At 67.8% G+C, this 18,991-nt stretch carries 17 protein-coding genes and 1 pseudogene; 6 read left to right on the plus strand and 12 right to left on the minus strand.

All coding sequences use genetic code 11. The features are described 5' to 3' along the window. Positions 1 to 94 precede the first annotated feature (94 nt). Positions 95 to 2,059: a gamma-glutamyltransferase family protein gene (locus tag ACFVUS_RS08010; protein ID WP_387762484.1), complete on the plus strand. Its 1,965-nt coding sequence runs from the start codon at positions 95 to 97 to the stop codon at positions 2,057 to 2,059. Between the two features lie 4 nt (positions 2,060 to 2,063). Here the strand turns inward: ACFVUS_RS08010 and aztD are convergent, their stop codons facing one another. From aztD to aztB, 3 genes are read right to left on the minus strand one after another with little or no spacing between them, the layout of a single operon-like run. After that, the gene (gene aztD / locus ACFVUS_RS08015) at positions 2,064 to 3,227 is read right to left on the minus strand and encodes a zinc metallochaperone AztD (RefSeq protein WP_387762486.1); all 1,164 of its coding nucleotides are present in this window, start codon (positions 3,225 to 3,227) and stop codon (positions 2,064 to 2,066) included. A gap of 43 nt (positions 3,228 to 3,270) precedes the next feature. After that, positions 3,271 to 4,185: a zinc ABC transporter substrate-binding protein AztC gene (aztC, locus tag ACFVUS_RS08020; protein ID WP_387762488.1), complete on the minus strand. Its 915-nt coding sequence runs from the start codon at positions 4,183 to 4,185 to the stop codon at positions 3,271 to 3,273. Then, on the minus strand, positions 4,182 to 6,215 hold the full coding sequence (gene aztB, locus ACFVUS_RS08025; protein ID WP_387762490.1) for a zinc ABC transporter permease AztB: 2,034 nt from the start codon (positions 6,213 to 6,215) through the stop codon (positions 4,182 to 4,184). The genes aztC and aztB overlap by 4 nt, the downstream gene beginning before the upstream one ends. A gap of 51 nt (positions 6,216 to 6,266) precedes the next feature. On the opposite strand from aztB, the gene aztA reads away from it, so the two are divergent. Beyond that, a complete protein-coding gene (gene aztA / locus ACFVUS_RS08030) occupies positions 6,267 to 6,959 on the plus strand; it encodes a zinc ABC transporter ATP-binding protein AztA (RefSeq protein ID WP_387762492.1) in 693 nt (230 codons plus the stop codon). Here the strand turns inward: aztA and ACFVUS_RS08035 are convergent, their stop codons facing one another. The 4 genes from ACFVUS_RS08035 to ACFVUS_RS08050 form a co-directional block, all read right to left on the minus strand. Then, on the minus strand, positions 6,960 to 7,490 hold the full coding sequence (locus ACFVUS_RS08035) for a PH domain-containing protein (RefSeq protein WP_387762494.1): 531 nt from the start codon (positions 7,488 to 7,490) through the stop codon (positions 6,960 to 6,962). 150 nt (positions 7,491 to 7,640) lie between these two features. Then, positions 7,641 to 8,120: a 6,7-dimethyl-8-ribityllumazine synthase gene (ribH, locus tag ACFVUS_RS08040; protein ID WP_387762496.1), complete on the minus strand. Its 480-nt coding sequence runs from the start codon at positions 8,118 to 8,120 to the stop codon at positions 7,641 to 7,643. A 37-nt stretch (positions 8,121 to 8,157) separates the two neighbouring features. Further along, a complete protein-coding gene (locus ACFVUS_RS08045; RefSeq protein ID WP_387762498.1) occupies positions 8,158 to 9,417 on the minus strand; it encodes a bifunctional 3,4-dihydroxy-2-butanone-4-phosphate synthase/GTP cyclohydrolase II in 1,260 nt (419 codons plus the stop codon). Positions 9,418 to 9,502: 85 nt separating this feature from the next. Further along, entirely contained in the window at positions 9,503 to 10,129 is a 627-nt protein-coding gene (locus ACFVUS_RS08050) for a riboflavin synthase (RefSeq protein ID WP_387762500.1), read from the minus strand. Between the two features lie 581 nt (positions 10,130 to 10,710). On the opposite strand from ACFVUS_RS08050, the gene ACFVUS_RS08055 reads away from it, so the two are divergent. Next, entirely contained in the window at positions 10,711 to 11,022 is a 312-nt protein-coding gene (locus tag ACFVUS_RS08055) for a hypothetical protein (protein ID WP_364632527.1), read from the plus strand. Here the strand turns inward: ACFVUS_RS08055 and rpe are convergent. Then, entirely contained in the window at positions 11,008 to 11,673 is a 666-nt protein-coding gene (rpe, locus tag ACFVUS_RS08060; RefSeq protein ID WP_364632841.1) for a ribulose-phosphate 3-epimerase, read from the minus strand. The two genes, ACFVUS_RS08055 and rpe, sit on opposite strands and share 15 nt — an antisense overlap. A 261-nt stretch (positions 11,674 to 11,934) precedes the next feature. Between rpe and ACFVUS_RS08065 the strand changes: the two genes are divergently transcribed. From ACFVUS_RS08065 to ACFVUS_RS08075, 3 genes are all read left to right on the plus strand, one after another. After that, the gene (locus ACFVUS_RS08065) at positions 11,935 to 12,357 is read left to right on the plus strand and encodes an anti-sigma factor (protein WP_375953389.1); all 423 of its coding nucleotides are present in this window, start codon (positions 11,935 to 11,937) and stop codon (positions 12,355 to 12,357) included. Positions 12,358 to 12,671: 314 nt separating this feature from the next. Further along, positions 12,672 to 13,460 carry a SigB/SigF/SigG family RNA polymerase sigma factor gene (locus tag ACFVUS_RS08070; protein ID WP_387765448.1) on the plus strand — a complete coding sequence of 263 codons (789 nt, stop codon included), beginning with the start codon at positions 12,672 to 12,674 and terminating at the stop codon, positions 13,458 to 13,460. A gap of 86 nt (positions 13,461 to 13,546) precedes the next feature. Beyond that, entirely contained in the window at positions 13,547 to 14,173 is a 627-nt protein-coding gene (locus tag ACFVUS_RS08075; RefSeq protein WP_387762502.1) for a hypothetical protein, read from the plus strand. Positions 14,174 to 14,314: 141 nt separating this feature from the next. On the opposite strand, the pseudogene ACFVUS_RS08080 reads toward ACFVUS_RS08075, so the two are convergent. The 4 genes and pseudogenes from ACFVUS_RS08080 to ACFVUS_RS08095 form a co-directional block, all read right to left on the minus strand. After that, positions 14,315 to 15,634: pseudogene (locus tag ACFVUS_RS08080) on the minus strand (RsmB/NOP family class I SAM-dependent RNA methyltransferase); the annotation flags it as partial. A gap of 773 nt (positions 15,635 to 16,407) precedes the next feature. Then, entirely contained in the window at positions 16,408 to 17,331 is a 924-nt protein-coding gene (gene fmt, locus ACFVUS_RS08085) for a methionyl-tRNA formyltransferase (protein ID WP_387762505.1), read from the minus strand. Further along, the gene (def, locus tag ACFVUS_RS08090; RefSeq protein WP_387762507.1) at positions 17,331 to 17,891 is read right to left on the minus strand and encodes a peptide deformylase; all 561 of its coding nucleotides are present in this window, start codon (positions 17,889 to 17,891) and stop codon (positions 17,331 to 17,333) included. The genes fmt and def overlap by 1 nt, the downstream gene beginning before the upstream one ends. 86 nt (positions 17,892 to 17,977) lie before the next feature. Then, positions 17,978 to 18,955: an esterase/lipase family protein gene (locus tag ACFVUS_RS08095; protein WP_387765450.1), complete on the minus strand. Its 978-nt coding sequence runs from the start codon at positions 18,953 to 18,955 to the stop codon at positions 17,978 to 17,980. Positions 18,956 to 18,991: the final 36 nt, after the last annotated feature.

Genomic DNA, 18,991 nt, shown 5'->3' on the forward strand with positions numbered 1-18,991 from the left:
CATCACTGATAACCAGCGCGACGCCGATAGTCGGCATATCACCCGAGCAACGCAAAATCCTGTCGGCATCGCGGCCCGGGGCTAGAGTCCGACCATGAGGCGCATGCGACGGCATACCTGGAGCGGCGCCGCGGCCGCCCTGCTGCTGCTACTCGGAGTGGCCACGGCCTGTTCGTCCGAATCGGACTCGAAACTGGGCGTGTGCGAGACCTCCCCCAACGGCACCCCCATCAGTGCCAGTGCGGGTAGCGGCCCCACCAGCACGAATCTGAGCCTGCACCCGGAGATCGCCACCGGGTACCGGACCGGCATGACACCGGTGCACACCAAGACCTTCGCGGTATCCACCGCCAATCCCATCGCGACCGCGGCGGCCTGCAAGGTGCTGCACGACGGCGGGACCGCCGCGGATGCGCTCATCGTGGCGCAGACCGTGCTCGGTCTGGTGGAACCGCAGGCCTCCGGACTCGGCGGCGGCGCGTTCCTGCTGTACTACGACGCGGCGAGCAAGCAAATCGACGCCTACGACGGGCGGGAGACCGCGCCCGCCGGGGCGACACAGGACTATCTGCGCTGGATAAGCGATACCGACCGCACCACACCGCAACCCAATGCGCGCGCCAGCGGCCGCTCCATCGGCACCCCGGGCGCGCTGCGCATGCTGGAGCTGGCCCAGCGTGAACACGGGAAGCAAACCTGGCGTGATCTGTTCGCCCCGGCGATTTCCCTGGCGGATCAGGGCTTCCAGATCAGTCCGCGCATGGCGGGCCAAATCGCCGACAGCGCAGCGGATCTCAAGCGTGACGAGAACGCGAGCGCGTACTTCCTGCAGCCCGACGGCAGCCCCAAGACCGCCGGGACGACGCTCACCAATCCGGCGATGTCCAAGACGCTCAATGCGATCGCCACCGACGGTGCGGACGCCTTGTATACCGGGGCCATCGCCAAGGACATCGTCGACGCCATCAACACCACCTCCGGCGGGCGCACCCCCGGTCTGACCACGCTCGCCGATCTGGCCGCGTACCAGCCGAAGAAGCGCACGGTGGTGTGCGCGCCGTATCGCACGCACGAGGTGTGCGGGATGCCCAATCCGTCCTCGGGCGGGATCACCGTCGAGGCGACGCTGGGCATTCTGTCGAACTTCGATCTGGCGTCCATGAAACCCACCGACACCACCGGTGACAATGACACCGCCCGCAATGGCGGTAAGCCGACGGCCGAGGCGGTGCACATCATCTCCGAGGCGGAGCGGCTCGCCTACGCCGATCGCGACAAGTACATCGCGGACTCGGATTTCATTCCGCTGCCGGGTAATTCGCCGCAGACGCTGTTGAACCCGGACTACCTGAAGCAGCGCGCCGGGCTCATCGACCGCAATCACAGCATGGGCACCGCGCAGCCCGGTGACTTCGGGCCGGTGCCGCTCGGCACCGCCGCACCGCAGCCCGAGCACGGCACCAGCCATATCTCCATCGTGGACGAATACGGCAATGCCGCGTCCATGACCACCACGGTGGAATCGGCCTTCGGCTCCTTCCATATCGTGGACGGGTTCGTGCTGAACAATCAGCTCACCGACTTCGCCGCCGAACCGCTCGGCAAAGACGGTCTGCCCGTGGCGAATCGGATCGACGCGGGGAAGCGACCGCGCAGCTCCATGGCCCCGACCCTGGTCTTCGACCGCGCCGCCGACGGATCGCGGGGACAGCTGACCTATGTCACCGGATCCCCCGGCGGCGCGGTGATCATTCAGTTCGTGGTGAAAACCCTGGTGGCCATGCTGGATTGGGGCCTGAACCCGCAACAGGCTGTGTCCATGGTGGCATTCGGCGCGGCCAACTCCCCCACCACCAATGTGGGCGGTGAACATCCGGCCATCAATGCCGCCGACAATGGCGATCACGACGCGCTCGTGCAGCAATTACGCCAACTGGGACACCAGGTTTCGGTGCTCCCGCAATCCAGCGGCCTGTCCGCCCTGGTGCGCGACGGCAACGGCTGGGTCGGTGGAGCCGACCCGCGCCGGGAAGGCGCGGTGCTGGGCGACCCCAACTGAATGATCAGTGCGCCTGGGCCACAACGCCGCTGAGTTCATTCGGCGCGTGGTCCAGGGTCACCGAGGCGGCGATGGTGCCCGCCGCGAGGTCGATGCGGTGAATCTGTTTGGTGGCGGGATCACTGACGAAGACATTCGCTCCGCGCACGAAGATCGACGGGCGGGCCTGCTGCCATTCCAGGGGCTCCTCCCAGGCCCGCAGGACCGGGAAACTGCGGGTTTCGGTGCCCGCCACCGGATCCACCACGTGGATGCGGCCGTCGGTGCCCAGGATCAGGGCCTCGCCCTGTGCGCCCCGCGCCAGGGAGCGGAAGGTGTAGCTGGTGCCGAGCGGCACCAGGCGGATGCTGCCGTCGCGCGAGTCGATCAGGGAAACCTGTTGCGGGCGTTCCAGTTCGGCGTTCTTGTCCTGCTTGTAGTCACCGAGGGCGATCGGTGAGGCGGCACTGCCCGCCTGATTGCCGATGCGGCCGTACGGCGTCGGGCTGGTGACCTTGGTGATGACACCGTCGCGGTAGACGAGGGCGCCGGTCTGGCAGCCGATGACGACCGCTTCGCCCGCGACGGTGGATTCGCCGTGCACGCCGGGGCAATCCTCATTGCGCGTGATCTCCCGGCGGTCCCTATCGAGAACCACTATGCCGGTGCGCTTTGCCTCGGTGCCGAGGGTGGTGACCAGCTGTCCGTTCGCGAGTTCGACGGCGACGCCGTGATGCGGGGCGGCGGATTTGTAGACCTCGGCCTTGGGCTGACCGTGGTCGAGCTCGCGCGGATCGAAGATGGTGACCTCACCGGTGCCATCGGTGAACAGCACGGTGCGATCGGCGTGCCGCACCACATGGCCGGGTTTGGCCCCGGGGAACTTGACATCGGTGAACTCACCGCGCACGGCATCGAGTGCCTGGAAGCCCTCCTTGGTGGACACCATGATGTGGGTGTCGTTACCGGCCGGATTGACACGGTTGAACCCCGCCAGCGGGAGATCCTTTGCCACCGTGAGGGTTCGACCGTTCAACAGGTAGATACCGCCGTCATAGGTCACCGCGAGCGGTTCGGCGATCACGAGCCGGTCGTCCTTGCTGTCGGCGCTACAGCCGCTCAGGGCGACCACGGAGGCCAGCAGGCCGGTGAGCGCCGTCGCGGACGCGACTCTGGTGCGGGTCGACATTATTGCTCCTCATCATCTTCGGGTGTTGCGCAATGCTGGTGGGTCAGCGCAGGGTCAGACCGGTGACAATCGCCTCGGTATTGGCGCGCATCATTTCCAGGTAGGTCGCCGCTCCCCCGCCGGGCGCGGTCAGCGATTCGGTGTGCAGGGCGGCGACTTTCACGTGCACGCCCGCCTGTTCGGCCAGCACCCGGGCCAGACGGTCCGGCTGGGAGGAGTCCGCGAAAATGGTGGGCACCCCGGAATCGCGTACCGCGGTGGCGAGTTCGGCCAGGTCGGAGGCGCTCGGGGAGGCCAGCGCGGTACCGCTGGGGACGATCGCGCCGATCACCTGGAAATCGAAACGCTGTGCCAGATAACCGAATACATGGTGATTGGTGACCAGGCGGCGCTGATCGGGTGTCAGGGTGGCGAAGCGCTGGGTCATCCAGGCGTCCAGCGTCGAGAGCTCGGTCAGATAGCGGGCGCTGTTGCCGCGCACCGCCTCGGTGTCGATTCCCGAAATCTCCAGCACGCGGGCGCTGATCGCTTCGACGGCGCGGTGGGCGCGGGCCGGATCGGTCCAGAAGTGCGGATCGGGCCGGTCGCTGTTTCGATAGTTGATCGGGCCGACCCGTTCGCCCACGGAAAGCGCTGGGACGCCGGAGTCTTCGGCGGCGCTCACCTGTCGTTGCACGCCGGTCTCCAACCCGAGACCATTGTGGATCAGCAGCGCGGCCCGCTCGATGCGCGCCGCCTGCTGGGCCGAGATGGCGAACTGGTGTGGGTCCGCACCGGCGGGCATGAGCACCAGGACATCCGCGGCATCGCCGACGACGGCCCTGGTCATATCGCCGAGAATGTTCGTGGTGACGACGATTTGAACCCGGTCGGTGCCGGAGGACGAACAGCCGGAAACCAGCAGCAGTGCCGCGCAGGCGGCCAGGACGACCGCGCAGGGCCGGAACAGGGTTCTCATCGGCCGGTCTCCACCATGTGCGCGGGGGCGATATCGAGGGCGAAAGTGCGCGCGCGGCGCAGATTGTCGCGATAGTCGATCTCGTGGACCGCGCGCCCGGTGGCGTCATTGAGGTAGGCGCGGTTGGTATCGATCTCGATCACCGGCGAAACCGCACTCGAAACAGGTTCGGTAAGTATCTGCGCCCGTGCGGTTTCCACTCCCGTCGCGATGTCGTAGGCATGCAGGACACCGTCTCGGGTCAAGGTCAGCAGGGAACTGCCCGAACCCGCGGTGTTGACGGCGAGCACCGGCCCCGTGTCTACGAAACGCCAACCGCGAGCATCGACGTCGAGCACCCAGACACCGCGCTCTCCGGCTCGGGCGGCGAGCGTGGTTCCGGTCGCGCGGTGGGTGAACTCGGTGGCGCGTTCGGCGGCGGGAACCGCGTCCGGGTAGGCGATCTTCGCGGTGTCGAATCGGCCCTCATCGGCGGTGATCAGCAAAGCTCCATCCGCACAGCCGAATACGACGCCTCGCCGGGTCACGGTCGGTGATCGCGGTTCGGCACACTGCTCGGCGAGCGGTGTCACCGGTCCGCCGTCCCGCATCCGGACCTGCACGCTCCCGGACGCGGTGGCGACGACGAGATGCTCCGCGTACGGGACCGCGATGCCGTCGACGATGCCGTGCTCGGTGACCGTGCCGGTATCCAGCGCGGCCCGATCCAGTAGGACCGTCTGCGCCGCCGCCCCGGAGCCCCGGACCATGGCGGTGATCATCTTGTCGCCGACGACGCCGGTCACATCGCCGCGTCCGAGGCTGCCGATATCGCGAATCGTGGTGCGGTAGTAGTGCATATGGTCGCCGTGATCGACGGTCCAGCCACCGCCGTCCACAATGCGGGTGGTATCGGCGCTGACGGGATATCCGAAGCGATCGTCACCGGTCAGGCGCATGATTCCGGGTGCGTTGCCCGCGGCGGCAACCTGGCCGGTGATCAGATCGATCACCCGAATAGCTCCGCCGGGATCGGCGACCACGAGTCTGGACTGGGGCGAGTCGGCTTCCTCAGCCCCCGCGACGTAACCGTGCGGAGTCTCGGCGACCGGCTGTTCCGCCGGCTCGGCACCGCATGCGGCCAACGGCAGCGCGGTGGCCAGAACCGCCAGCAGGACAAGGCCGTTCGCACTCGGCACGGGCGTTCGCGCCCGAAATCGCGCCGTCCATCGTGCGATCGGCGCACGCGTGCGCGCCAGCACCGCCGAGGCGAAGAACAGCGCGACCGCGAGGGCGGAAATGGTGGCCCCGGCCGCCGTTCCGGCATGCCAGGAGACCAATAGTCCGGCGGCGGTGGCGAATCCGCCCAGTACGGCGGCCAGGGCCATGATCACCGGAATCCGATGCGACCAGTACGTCGCGGCGGCGGGCGGTGCGATGAGCAGTCCGAACACCAGCAGCGTCCCCACGACGTGGAAGGACGCGACAATCGCGAGCGTCAGCAATCCGAGCAGCGCCGCCTGCGCCCAGCGGGGTCGCAGACCGAGGGTGTGCGCGGTGCGCGGATCGAAGGTCAGGGCAACGAACGCGCGATGGCCGAGCACCGCGACGGCGAGCGAAATACCTAGCGCGACAGCCAGATACGCGATATCACGCTCCCGGATGGCCAGCACGTCACCGAACAGCAGCCCGGTCACATCCACGGCGAAGGACTGCGACCGCGAAACGATGAGCACGCCGATCGAGAGCATGCCCGCGAACAGCAGTCCGATCGCGGTATCGGCGGCGAACCGCGGACTGCGACCCAGGGCCGTCACCCCCGCCGCCATGGCTCCGGCACTGAATGCCGCGCCCAGCACCAGATTTCCGCCGAGCAGCGAGGCGATCGCCACCCCGGGCAGCAGCCCGTGCGCCATCGCCTCACCCAGAAAAGCCATACCGCGCACCACAACCCAGGTCCCGGCCAGCGCGCACACGGCCGAGACGAGCAGTCCACCCCACAGCGCGCGCTGCACGAATGAAACCTCCAACGGGGCGATCAGCCACTCCATGGCACGGCACGCTATTATGAAAACGATTTTCAATACAAGTTAGGTGACGCAGTGCACAATTCCCCCACCCCGGCCGTTCGGCTCGACGCGCTGACGGCCGGGTATCGATCGCAGACGGTGCTGCACGAGATCACCGCCGAGATTCCGGCGGGGCGGGTGACGGCGCTGGTGGGCCCGAACGGATCGGGGAAATCCACTCTGCTCGGGGTGCTGGCGGGCGTAATCCGCCCGGCCGCAGGCACTGTCGAGCGCTCCGGCGCGCGGCGGCCCGCCCTGGTCGTGCAGCACAGCGGGGTGCCCGCGACCCTGCCGATCACCGTGCGGGAGACGGTGGCCATGGGCCGCTGGGCGCATCGGGGTCCGTGGCAGCGGCTCACCCGCGGTGACCGAGCGGTGGTGCGGGACTGCATGGACCGCATGGGGATCGCCGCACTCGCGGACCGCCGCCTGACCGATCTGTCCGGCGGACAGCGGCAGCGGACACTGCTCGCCCGCGCATTGGCGCAGGAGTCGGATCTGCTACTACTCGATGAACCCACGACGGGATTGGATATCGAAGCGCAGCAGGAGATCTCGCGAACGCTACGGGAGACCGCGGCCGCCGGTGTCACGGTCGTGCATGCCACACACGACCGCACGGAGGCGCTCGACGCCGATCACTGTGTGGTGCTTCGCGAGGGCGCGGTGGCCGGCGTCGGCCTACCGCACGATGTCATGAATGCCCGTGCCGCCGGGCGGAATTAGTCAGTTGGTGTTCGCGGCAGTGTATTTCGCGCCCAGCTCACGGAAACGATCCATCGCCCCGGCCGCGCGCAGTTTGTCATTGGTGCGAATGGCCATCATAGGCACGTATTCGTCGTGCACCAATTCCAGCCGAGCCCAGGACTTCTTATCCGCGAAGGAGATGCCGCGAATATCCTGCCAGCGGAACTCATTGTCGCCCAGGATATTCCGCACCGAGACGCCGCGCTTACCGACGCGCACCCGGGGACGGGTGAGCAGCAGTACCGCACCGCCCAGCAGCAGACCGAAGACCGCGAGACCCAATTGGTCCGCGAGCCGGAAATTCACGCCGGTCGAACCGCGACGCAGCAGGATCCCGGCGATGATGAAGATCAGCGCCAGCGCCGCCGCGACGATCCGCGCGGTCATGATGGCGTGCCGCGGACGCACCTCGAGATCCCATTCGGCTCCCGATGACGCGGGGTTCTCGTTCTCCTCGGCCGCGTCCGCGGTCGATTTCGACTGCGCGCCAGCGGTTTCGGTGCCAGACACTTCGGTTTCACCGGCCTTCGATTCGGTTGCCGACGGCTGCGTCGACGAGGTTGCCGACGGCTGCGTCGATGCGGTCGCGGACGGCTCGTTCCGGCGGGGCGGTTCTTCCGCTCCGCCGTCGCGCTTCCAGATCCGGACGACCGGCATGACTCAGACCGTCTGCGAGAGTTCGCGCAGGGTCAGCGCGGCATCCAGGGCCGCGGCGGAGGCCTGCTCGCCCTTGTTCTCGAACGAACCGGGCAGTCCGGCGCGATCCAGGGCCTGCTGTTCGGTGTTCACCGTGAGCACGCCATTGGTGACCGGCACGCTCTCATCGAGCGAGACCCGGGTCAGCCCGGCGGTGACCGAATCGCAGACGTACTCGAAATGCGGTGTCTCACCGCGAATCACCACGCCCAGCGCGACGACGGCGTCATGGCTGCGGGCCAGCGCCTGCGCCACCACCGGCAGTTCCATCGCGCCCGCGACGCGGACCACGGTGATATCGGAGACCCCGGCGGCGCGCGCGGTCTGCTCGGCGTTCGCGACCAGCGCGTCGCAGATGGTGGTGTGCCAGCGCGACGCCACGATGCCAAGTTTGAGATCCTTGGCATCGGCGAGCTCGAACGTGGGTACGCCCGTGCCGCTCATCGGTTTTCCGCCCTTCTCAGTGCTCGGGAACAGTCGGTCAGTTCGCGGTTTCGCCCAGGTCGAGATCGTCCAGGCCGACCAGGTCGTGGCCCATGCGATCCCGCTTGGTGCGCAGGTAGCTCAGATTGTGCGAATTGGCGCGCACCGGCATCTGCACGCGTTCGGTGATGCTCAGGCCGTAGCCCTCGATCCCGGCGCGCTTATCCGGATTATTGGTGAGCAGCCGCATCGAGGTGATGCCCAGATCCACCAGAATCTGTGCGCCCGTACCGTAATCGCGCGCGTCGGCGGGCTGGCCGATGGCGATATTGGCGTCGTAGGTGTCCAGCTGCTGCTCGTCCTGCACCTGGTAGGCCTGCAACTTGTGCATGAGGCCGATACCGCGGCCCTCGTGCCCGCGCATGTACAGCACCACGCCGCGACCCTCATCGGCCACCAGCTGCAGGGCCGCGTTCAGCTGCGGACCGCAATCGCAGCGCAGCGAACCGAAGACATCGCCGGTGAGGCATTCGGAGTGCACGCGCACCAGCACGTCCTCACCCTTGCCGTCGGCGCCGGCGATATCGCCCATGACCAGGGCGACATGCTCGGACTCGTCGTATTCGCTCTCGTAGCCGATGGCCTTGAAGTCACCGAACGAGGTCGGGATGCGGGCCTCGGCGACGCGGCGGACATGCTTCTCGTTCTTGCGCCGCCAGGCGATCATGTCGGCGATGCAGATGAGCGCCAGATCGTGTTCGTCGGCGAAGACGCGCAGCTCCTCGGTGCGCGCCATATCGCCTTCGTTCTTCTGGCTGACGATCTCGCAGATGACGCCGGCGGGGCTGAGCCCGGCCATCCGGGATAGGTCGACCGCGGCCTCGGTATGCCCGGCGCGGCGCAGCACGCCACCGTCCTTGGCGCGCAAGGGAACCACGTGGCCCGGGCGGGTCAGGTCGTCGGACTTGGCCAGCGGATCGGCCAGCACCCGCATGGTGGTGGCGCGGTCGGCGGCGGAGATACCGGTCGAGATGCCCTCGCGGGCATCCACGGACACGGTGTACGCGGTGCCGTGCTTGTCCTGATTGACGGCGTACATGGGCGGCAGGCCCAGGCGGTCGCAGTCTTCACCCGTGAGAGGGACACAGATGTAACCGGAGGTGTAGCGGATCATGAAGGCCACGAGCTCGGGTGTTGCCTTCTCCGCCGCGAAGATGAGGTCGCCCTCGTTCTCCCGGCCCTCGTCGTCGACGACGACAACGGCCTTACCGGCTGCGATGTCGGCGACTGCGCGCTCGATGGTGTCGAACCTGGTCACGTCTGTTGTGCTCCATCTCGAATTAGGTGCCGCTACCTACAGTAGGGCAGCGTCCGTTTTGCGCCGCCTCCGGCGTCGTCTTGCGCTAGCCGCGCTGAACGAGCCTCTCCACGTACTTAGCGATGATGTCCACCTCCAGGTTCACCGTGGCGCCCACCGGGGCGGTGCCGAGCGTGGTGAGTTCGCGGGTGGTCGGGATGAGCGAGACCTCGAACCAGTCCTTGCTGCCGTCCACGGCGACCGCATCGGACAGGCCCAGACCCGAGACCGTGAGCGAGATGCCGTCGACGGTGATCGAACCCTTCTCCACCACGTAGCGGGCGATGCTGTCGGGCAACGAGATTCGCACGACCTCCCAGTTCTCCGAGGGGGTGCGGGAGAGCACGGTGCCGGTGCCGTCGACATGGCCCTGCACGATATGCCCGCCGAGGCGGCTGTTCACCGCGGCGGCGCGTTCCAGATTGACCCGCGCGCCATTGGCGAGGCCGCCGATGCTGGAGCGATTGAGGGTCTCCGCCATGACGTCGACGGTGAAGGTGTCGCCTTCGACCCGCTGATCCACGACGGTCAGGCACACACCGTTGACCGCGATCGAATCCCCGTGTCCGGCATCGGAGGTCACCAGCGGACCCCGAATGGTGAGCCGGGCCGCATCGGCCAGCTGCTCGGTGGCGACGATCTCGCCCAGCTCCTCAACGATGCCAGTGAACATGCCCAACCTCTCCCAGTCGCCGCGGGCCGTGACTGGCGGCCCTACGCTTGCGCCAACAGCCCGGACCACCGGTGATATTCCCCGATGAGCGGGCGTCCGCCACCAGCCTAACGACAGCCCGTCGTAGCGGGCAGAGCGCCTCACGCGCTGGAACATCACACTTCAGACAGCTGCGTCCCGAGATCGTCGGCGCGTCGTACCCAAATCCGACTCGCTTACACCAGAATCTTGCGCATCTGAAGAAATGGTCGCAAGATTGTTATGCAGCTGATTCCTACAGTTCAACTTCGCTCAGTTTTACCTCTCGCGAGCAGTTCAGCGCAGAACAGTCCCGCATCCGCCGCCGGTTCTCGGCGCGGGTGAATCTTCGCCACGTCGAACCTAAGGAAGGTTGGACCCCGCGCGGGTCGGATCCAGGTGGACTACAACACAATTGGGAGTGCAGCGTGACCACGCTTCTCGATACCACCCTCGAAGTTCGTTGCGTGCAGTACCGGCGCGAATTTCATCTCCCGGCATCGATAGATCCCACGTCACGACACATTCTTCTGGAGATAGGCAGCCGTTACGGCGCCGTCACCATGCCCGCCGAACTAGGCGAACGCGTGCTCGCGCGGCTCACCCAGGCTGAACTGGCCGGGCCGGTCGTGCACCATCCGCGGGCGCGGCGCTGGACCTTCATCACCGGTCCGGCCCGCCCGGAGACGCTGAGCACGCCGGTCGGCGCGGCACTGTTCCGGATGTACGCCACCGTCGCGTGCGCCGGAGCCCAGGTGGTGCTGCCGTCCGCCGATGACGAGCGGACGGGCTACCGCACCTGGATTCAGCCGCCGGAGACGGTCAGCTCGGTGCCACCGCTGGAAGCGGTGGTCGAGGCCCTACTGGGCCGCTGAGGCCTCCACCGCAATCACCTTCTGCCGCAAGGCTTCCACCGTTGCGGCCGGATCTGCGGTGTTGTAGACGGCGGAACCCGCTACGAAACAGTCGATTCCGGCTTCGGCCGCCTGCTCGATGGTGTCCATATTGATGCCGCCGTCGATCTCCACCACCAGGCGCAGCTCACCGGAATCGACCAGGCGGCGCACGATGCGGGCCTTCTCCAGCACCTCGGCGATGAACGACTGGCCGCCGAAACCGGGTTCGACACTCATCACCAGCAGGGTGTCGAAATCGCGCAGGATCTCCAGGTACGGCTCGATCGGGGTGCCCGGCTTCACCGAGAGCCCCGCCTTCGCACCGGCCGCGCGGATATCGCGGGCAACGGCGATCGGATTATCGGTCGCCTCGGCGTGGAAGGTGACGTTGTACGCGCCCGCCTCGGCGTAGCCCGGGGCCCAGCGCTCGGGATCCTCGATCATCAGATGGCAGTCCAGCGGAATGTCCGTGGCCTTCAACAGGCTCTGCACCACCGGCAAACCCAGCGTCAGGTTCGGCACGAAGTGGTTGTCCATCACATCCACGTGCACCCAATCGGCTCCCGCGATGGCCTTCACCTCATCCCCGAGGCGTGCGAAATCGGCGGACAGGATGGACGGCGCGATCATGGGCGCGGGCCGCGTGAAAGGAGAGGAAGGGGTGCACACACGCGGCAGTCTAACGGTCGCCGCACCCCCGAAACCACGACACCGCAGACCCCGCCACGCCCGGTGAACGTGCCCGGTTCCCCGGGCGACGGCGCACATGATCGATCCGGGCGCGTGGCAGACTGCGGGCGAACTCGATTCAGCGGGGTGGGCACGCATCCGGGCGGTGGATCGGGGCCATTGCGCTGATTGCCGGGCGCGGAAATGGGTAGCCTAGTGCAGGTGATCAACATTTCGGCGGAAAAAGGGGTCCGCGCCACACCGGTCGAGATCGGTGTCGCCGCGTCCGTCTCCCAGTTGCCCATCGTGCGCGGACTCGCCGAAACCCTGGTGCTACTCAGTGAATTCACCCTGGACGAGGTAGCCGATATCCGGCTCGCCGTTGACGAGGCCGCCTCCACGGTCATCGCCCTGGCCGTACCCGGGTCGACGCTGCAGTGCGTGTTCACCGTGGGTGACAGCGATTTGGTGATTCGGGTCAGTGGGATCGCGGGTTCGGAAGGTTTGCCGAACCAGCACAGTTTCGGCTGGCATGTGCTGCGCACCCTGGCCGATGAGGTGACAGCCAACCAGGGCGCGTACGACCCGGCGATCTCCGGATACCCGACGACGGTGGAGTTCCGGCGGGTCCGGGGGAAGGCGTAGTGACCGACGAGGACATGGTGTTCGCCTCGCCCGATGCGTCGCAGCCCGATTCGCCCGATTCCGAGCACAGCGCCGCCGACTCCAGACAGAATAACGGGGTGCCGAGCGAGCGGTCCGCCGCGAGCGGAACACCCGCGCCCGATAGCGCGGGAACCCCCGAAACCGCTGCCACCGCAGCGAAATCCCCGCAGGACACCACGGCGGCAGACGTCGCCTCCGCTGCCGCGGCCGCACAGGACGCAGCGACCGGCACCGAGGACGACGCCGAGAACAACGAAGCGGCCGACAACGATGAGACGGTCGACGCCGAGGAGATCGAAGAGGTCGCCGAGGAGGTCGCGCGCAGCGGCTCCGGCTACGACGATGTGGCGGCACTGTTCGAGCAATTGGCCGCCACCGAACCGAATTCCGCGCGCCGCGCCGCGCTACGCGGCCAACTGATCAACCGGTGCATACCGCTCGCCGATCACATCGCCCGCAAATTCAGCGGGCGCGGGGAACCCTTCGACGATCTCACCCAGGTCGCCCGGGTGGGGCTGGTGCACGCGGTGGACCGCTTCGATATCGGGCGCGGCTCCAACTTCCTGTCCTTCGCGGTGCCCACCATCATGGGTGAGGTTCGCAGATACTTCCGCGACAACACCTGGGCCATGCGAGTTCCGCGGCGGGTCAAGGAAACTCATCTGCGCATCGGCGCGGCCATCGACGCGCTCTCCCAGCAGCTGGGCCGCTCCCCCACCGCCAAGGAGATCGCCGCCCAACTCGGCATCGACGCCGATGAGGTCACCCAGGCGGTCATCGCCGGAAACGCGTACCAGCCCAGCTCCATCGACGCGGTCTCGGTCGGTCGCGATACCGAGGCGTCACTGCTGGACACCCTCGGCGAGGAGGAATCCCAGTTCGATCGGGTCGAGGAGTACGTGGCCATCCGGCCGCTGCTCGCCGGACTGCCCGAACGCGAACGGCGCATCCTCACCATGCGGTTCTTCGAATCCATGACCCAGACCCAGATCGCCCAGCAGATGGGGATCTCGCAAATGCATGTGTCTCGCATCCTCGCGAAAACCCTTGCGCGCCTGCGGGAGCAGTCCGCCCGCGAGTGAGTGCCCGGCAAGCAATGGGCTTGCCTGCGCCCGCCGCCGGTGGAACGATCGAGGCCACTCGGCACGCACCGCAACCTGGCGGGACCATGACGCAGTATCGCGATCGACACATCGTGAATCAGATCGACCAGCTCGTGAACGAACAGCTGGCCGACGGCGAACCACGCACCGGCTACGACTACGGTGATCCGGACTTCCCACGCTGCCCGCACCCCTGGTGCGATGAGGAATGGCATGGGCTGCCGATCACCACGCGAATGGCCGAAATGCGCTGGCGCGGTGAGGTCGATCCCGGCTATCGATATCCCGATGATCAATCGCCGGTGCTGTGCCCCGGATCCGATGATCCGGGGGATTTCACACCCGCCGATCGATTCCGGGCGCTGGCCGAACTGCGGCATACGGTCTCGGCGGCGCGCACCATCACCCGGCGCACCCGGACCCAGCCGCAATGGTGGTGCTGCTTCCATATCGCGGACCTGACCATCAACTCGGTGGTGCGCTACGGCAGTGGGCGGCCGCAGCGGTTCCTCGAGGTGAATGGCGAAACCATCGAGCTGATACCGGATTCCGATGGCAGCTGCATGCTCGGGCGCACCGATCTCGGGCCGGATGACACCGAGCGGCCGCAGTGGATGGCGATCCGCTGCCGGCGCGCGCCGCGGGCGGGCGTGTGGGTGTCGTGGCGGCCGAATCCGCCCGCGCGGCAATGAATATCGTGCGCTGACAACGATGCGGCCCGGGCAACCCGGGCCGCATCACCGCGACCGCGTCCGATGCGATCGCGGGCGTGACACCGAGTCGACCGAGCCACGTCGCGCATCAGCGCGGCTTTCGAGCGGCTTTCGCCCGAATTAGGCGAGCGGTTTGCGCAGGGCCGCGACGAACATCGCGTCGGTGCCGTGGCGGTGCGGCCACAGCTGTGCGCCCGGGCCGTCGCCGAGATCCGGTACGCCCGGGAGCAATTCGCGGGTGTCGAGCTGTTCCGCGCCGGTGCGCCGGACCATATCTCCGACCACCGAAACCGTTTCCGGGAGGTGCGGGGAACACGTCGAGTACACGACCACGCCACCGGGGCGGACCAGATCCCATGCGGCGCTGAGCAATTCGCGCTGCAACTTGACCAGATCCTTGACGTCCGAGGGCTGCCTGCGCCAGCGCGCCTCCGGGCGGCGGCGCAGCGCGCCGAGACCGGTGCACGGGGCGTCGACCAGGATGCGGTCGTATCCGGGGGTGAGTCCGCTCTCGCGGCCGTCGGCGATATGGATATCGACCGGCAGCCCACGCGCCGCCTGCCGCACCAGATCGGCGCGATGTTCGGCGGGCTCGACGGCATCGATGTGGAAGCCGTCGATATCGGCGATCGCGCCCAGCAGCGCGGTCTTACCGCCCGGTCCGGCACACAGATCCAGCCAGCGGCCGCCATCGGGGCCCTGCAGGGGTGCGCGCGTAACCGCGAGCGCGACAAGCTGACTGCCCTCGTCCTGAACGGCGGCCATACCCTCGCGCACCGGCTCCAGCTTGCCCGGATCGCCACTGTCGAGATAGACGGCGTACGGCGACCACTTACCTTCCTCGCCACCGCTGACCAGCGCCAACTCCTCGGCACTGATCTCACCCGGCCGGGCGACCAGATGCACGGTGGGCCGGGCGTCATCGGCCGCGAGCACCTCCTGCAACTCACCCGCCCGCGCACCGAGGGCATCGGCGAAGGCCTGCGCGATCCACACCGGATGCGCGTACTCGAACGCCAGATTCCCCAGCGTGTCCTGCGGCGCGAGTTGCTCGACCCATTCCTCGGCCGTCTTCTCCGCCACCCGGCGCAGCACCGCGTTCACGAATCCCGCACGCCCGGCGCCATATTCGGCCCGAGCCAACGCCACCGAGGTGTCCACCGCCGCGTGCGCCCCGATCCGGGTCCGCAACAGCTGATAGGTCCCCAACCGCAGCGCATCCAGCAGCGGCCCGTCGATCTCCGCGACCGACCGCCCCGCCCCGGCCTCGATCACGGCATCGAGCAGACCGAGCGACCGCGCCGCCCCATAGGTCAACTCGGTGGCCAGCGCCGCGTCCCGCCCACTGATCTTCCGCTCCCGCAACAACCCCGGCAGCACCAAATTCGCGTAGGCATCCCGCTCCCGCACCGCCCGCAACACATCCCGGGCCACAACCCGCACCGGATCCACCCCGTGCACGACCGCAGCGGCCTTCCCACCCGCCCCACCGGACTTGCCCCCGCCGGCACGCGACTTCGCACCGGCAGCACCGGAATCCCGACCACCCGAACCGGCCTTACGGCTCGGGTCGGAACGATTCGAGTCTCGGCGTCGATCATCCTGTGCCGCAACGAATTCGCGCTTGCCACGCGGGCGTTCCGCGCCGCCGCTCCTACCGCTCGGCGAGGCGGCCGATGATGCCGTACCAGGCTTGCCACCCGTCCCGCGCGAGTCCTTGCGGGTCGATTCGGCGGCGCGGCGCTCATCGGACCCGCGTCCGGGGCGTTCGGAGGTGCCGCGCGGAGAATCGGTCTTGCCCGCGCTGTAGGACCGCTTGGGGTCACTGTCGGGGCGTGCCGACTTGTATTGGCGTGAGCCGCTTGGGTTGTCGCCGCGGCTCGGCTCGCCGGATGCGGTGGCGGGCTTGCCGTACGGTGCGTTGGCCGCGCGGGGACGCCAGTCGCGGCGCGCGGGCTTGGCGGGGCGGTCGTCGCGGCGGTCGCCGCCGGAACGAGCGCCGCCGTTATCGCGGCGGTCCGCGCCGCCGGAACGAGCTGTGCCCGAATCGCGGCGATCGGTGCCCCCGGTGCGGGCCGCGCCGCTGTCGCGGCGATCGGTGCCACCGGTGCGGGGAGTGCCGTTGTCGCGGCGCTGGCTGTTTCCGTCTGCGCGGCTGGCGCTTTGGCGGAGGCTGCGCGATTTGCCGGTTGGTTCGTCCCGCTCGGGGCGGGTCATTCGGTGACCGCGCCGGGCTGGAGGCGGGCGCCGCGCGCCCAGTCGAGGGCAGGCATCATGCGCTTTCCTTGGGGTTGGACCTCGGTGAGGCGGACGGCTGTGGTGGCGGTGCCGATGAAGACGCCCGACTTGCGGACCTCGATCTCGCGGGCGGGGAGGGTTTCCTCCACCATTTCGACGGGGCCGAGCTTGATGCGCTTACCGTCGACCTCCGTCCAGGCTCCGGGGTTGGGGGTGACCGCGCGAATGCGGCGGTTGATGGCCAGGGCCGGCTCATCCCAGCGCACCCGGCCCGCTTCCACCTCCACCTTGGGGGCGTACGAGACGCCGTCGGTGGATTGCGGAACCGAGTGCAGCGCACCGGCTTCCACCCCGTCGAGGGTGGATTCCAAAAGGTGCGCGCCACTTTCGGCGAGGCGCTCGAGCAGTACGCCCGAAGTATCGGTGACCCGGACCTTTTCGGTGACGGTGCCGAACACCGGCCCGGTATCGAGGCCCTTCTCGATCAGGAAGGTGGACGCGCCGGTGATCTCGTCACCGGCCAGAATCGCCGCCTGCACCGGAGCCGCGCCACGCCAGGCGGGCAGCAGCGAGAAATGCAGGTTGATCCACCCGTGCCGCGGAATCGCCAGCACCCGCTCGGGCAGCAGCGCACCGTACGCCACCACCGGGCAGCAATCGGGCGCGAGCTCGGTCAATTGCTCGATGAATTCGGGTTCGGACGGTTTGCGCGGGGTGAACACCGGAATCCCGTACTCGTCGGCGAGCAGTCCGATGGGCGAGCGCGTCACCTTGCGCCCGCGCCCGGCCACCGCGTCCGGCCGGGTCACCACCCCGACCACCTCGTGCCGTCCCGATTCGATGAGCCGCCGCAGCGACGGCACCGCCGGTTCGGGCGTGCCAGCGAAGACCAAGCGCATCAACGACTCCGTTCCCGGGTGCGACGGCCGCCACCGAGCTCGGACGCGGCCAGCACCGTGATTCCCTGTGTGAACCAAGACGATTCACGCAGGGTGCGCATCGCCTCCTTACGCACGGCCGGATCCAGCCGCTGCAGGAACAGCACACCGTCGAGATGATCGGTCTCATGCTGTACGCATCGGGCCAGCAGCCCTTCCGCCCGGAACTCGACCGCCGCGCCCTCCATGTCGACGCCGCGCGCGATCACCGTATTGGCCCGCGAAACATCTTCCCGCACACCGGGAATCGACAGACATCCCTCGGGCCCGACCTGCGTCTCGTCACCGACGACCTCGAACACCGGATTGATCAGATGCCCCTGCGCGTCCCCGGTGTCGTACACGAACACCCGCAACCCGACCCCGATCTGCGGCGCGGCCATCCCGACCCCGCCGCTCTCGTACATGGTGTCGAGCAGATCGGTCACCAACTGACGCACCTGGGAATCGAAGGTCTCGACCTCCGCCGCGCGAGCGCGCAGGATCGGATCGCCGAACAGGCGGACGGGCTGGATGGTCACGGACTACTCCCGGTGCGAACGAATACGGTCGTCTCATTTTACGGATAAGAACGAACCGCCACGCCGCGCACCGGGCCGCGACCACCTCAGGAATGTGCCGCCAGCACCACTTCGCTGATTCCGGTGCCCAGCGCGACCGGCACACAGGACGGTGCCGTCGCATGTTCGGGATCGAGCGCGTTGCGCACCAATTGCTGCACGTATGGGTCGTAGACCTCGTGGAAGTGTCCGGTCTTGTTGACCGCGCACAGGTCCTGCAAGACCACATTGTCCGCGCCCGCACCACGCAGCGCGATGTTCTCGAAGGGCTGGATCATCTCATCGACCCGGCTGCCGATTGTGGTGTAGCGCACGCCGGGGACGGTGTCACCGCCCGCGTTCAACTCACTGATGAACGCCGAACCCGCCGCCTGCTGAACCGCGGCGACGGAGCTGAACAGTTCGGCCACGGTGTAGAGCGCGGGCACCTGCTGCGCCACCGGCACCAGTCCGTACATCACGCCGCCGTAGCTGGGCGAGGCCACCCCGACCCATCGATCCACCTTGGCCGCGCCATCGAGTTTGTTGATGAAATAGCGAGTCACGCTGGCGCCCTGGGAAAATCCGACCATATCGACCTTGGCGGCCCCGGTCGCGGCGAGCACCTGATCGACGAACGCACCGATCTGCGCGGAGCTGGCCCATACGTCCTCGGTGCCGAAGGTCTTCGCGCCCGGCTTACCGCCGTAGTTCAGCGCGAAAACGCAGAATCCGGCCTGTACGAGTTGCGGGCCGATGACCGAGAAGTCCGAATAGGCCGAGGAATCTGTGCCGTGTGCCAGAACCACCGGTCTCGGATGTTCGGCGTTCGGCTTGCATCCGAAGTTGTTCGTGCCCTCGGGCGCGGCGTTCGGATGCAGCTTCAAATAGTTGGCGGCCGCGAGCGGACCGTCCTGCGGCGGTCCCGGTTCGGTCGGCACCACCGGCGGCAGAAAGAAGATCGTCCCTGCCACCGGCTGCCCCGAAGGTTGTGCCGCCGCCTCGACCGGCATTGCCGTCACGCCCGCGATAACCCCGAGCACCATCACCCCGACCGGTGCGACGCTGCGCAACAGCGACTT

Source organism: Nocardia sp. NPDC058058 (assembly GCF_042885355.1).
Taxonomy (GTDB): Bacteria; Actinomycetota; Actinomycetes; order Mycobacteriales; family Mycobacteriaceae; genus Nocardia.

Coding starts and splice junctions, on each gene's coding strand:
- ACFVUS_RS08010 (WP_387762484.1), top strand. CDS start 95: ATGAGGCGCATGCGACGGCATACCTGGAGCGGCGCCGCGGCCGCCCTG.
- aztD (WP_387762486.1), bottom strand. CDS start 3,227: ATGTCGACCCGCACCAGAGTCGCGTCCGCGACGGCGCTCACCGGCCTG.
- aztC (WP_387762488.1), bottom strand. CDS start 4,185: ATGAGAACCCTGTTCCGGCCCTGCGCGGTCGTCCTGGCCGCCTGCGCG.
- aztB (WP_387762490.1), bottom strand. CDS start 6,215: ATGGAGTGGCTGATCGCCCCGTTGGAGGTTTCATTCGTGCAGCGCGCG.
- ribH (WP_387762496.1), bottom strand. CDS start 8,120: ATGAGCGGCACGGGCGTACCCACGTTCGAGCTCGCCGATGCCAAGGAT.
- ACFVUS_RS08050 (WP_387762500.1), bottom strand. CDS start 10,129: ATGTTCACTGGCATCGTTGAGGAGCTGGGCGAGATCGTCGCCACCGAG.
- ACFVUS_RS08055 (WP_364632527.1), top strand. CDS start 10,711: ATGCCCGCCGAACTAGGCGAACGCGTGCTCGCGCGGCTCACCCAGGCT.
- rpe (WP_364632841.1), bottom strand. CDS start 11,673: ATGATCGCGCCGTCCATCCTGTCCGCCGATTTCGCACGCCTCGGGGAT.
- ACFVUS_RS08075 (WP_387762502.1), top strand. CDS start 13,547: ATGACGCAGTATCGCGATCGACACATCGTGAATCAGATCGACCAGCTC.
- fmt (WP_387762505.1), bottom strand. CDS start 17,331: ATGCGCTTGGTCTTCGCTGGCACGCCCGAACCGGCGGTGCCGTCGCTG.
- ACFVUS_RS08095 (WP_387765450.1), bottom strand. CDS start 18,955: ATGGTGCTCGGGGTTATCGCGGGCGTGACGGCAATGCCGGTCGAGGCG.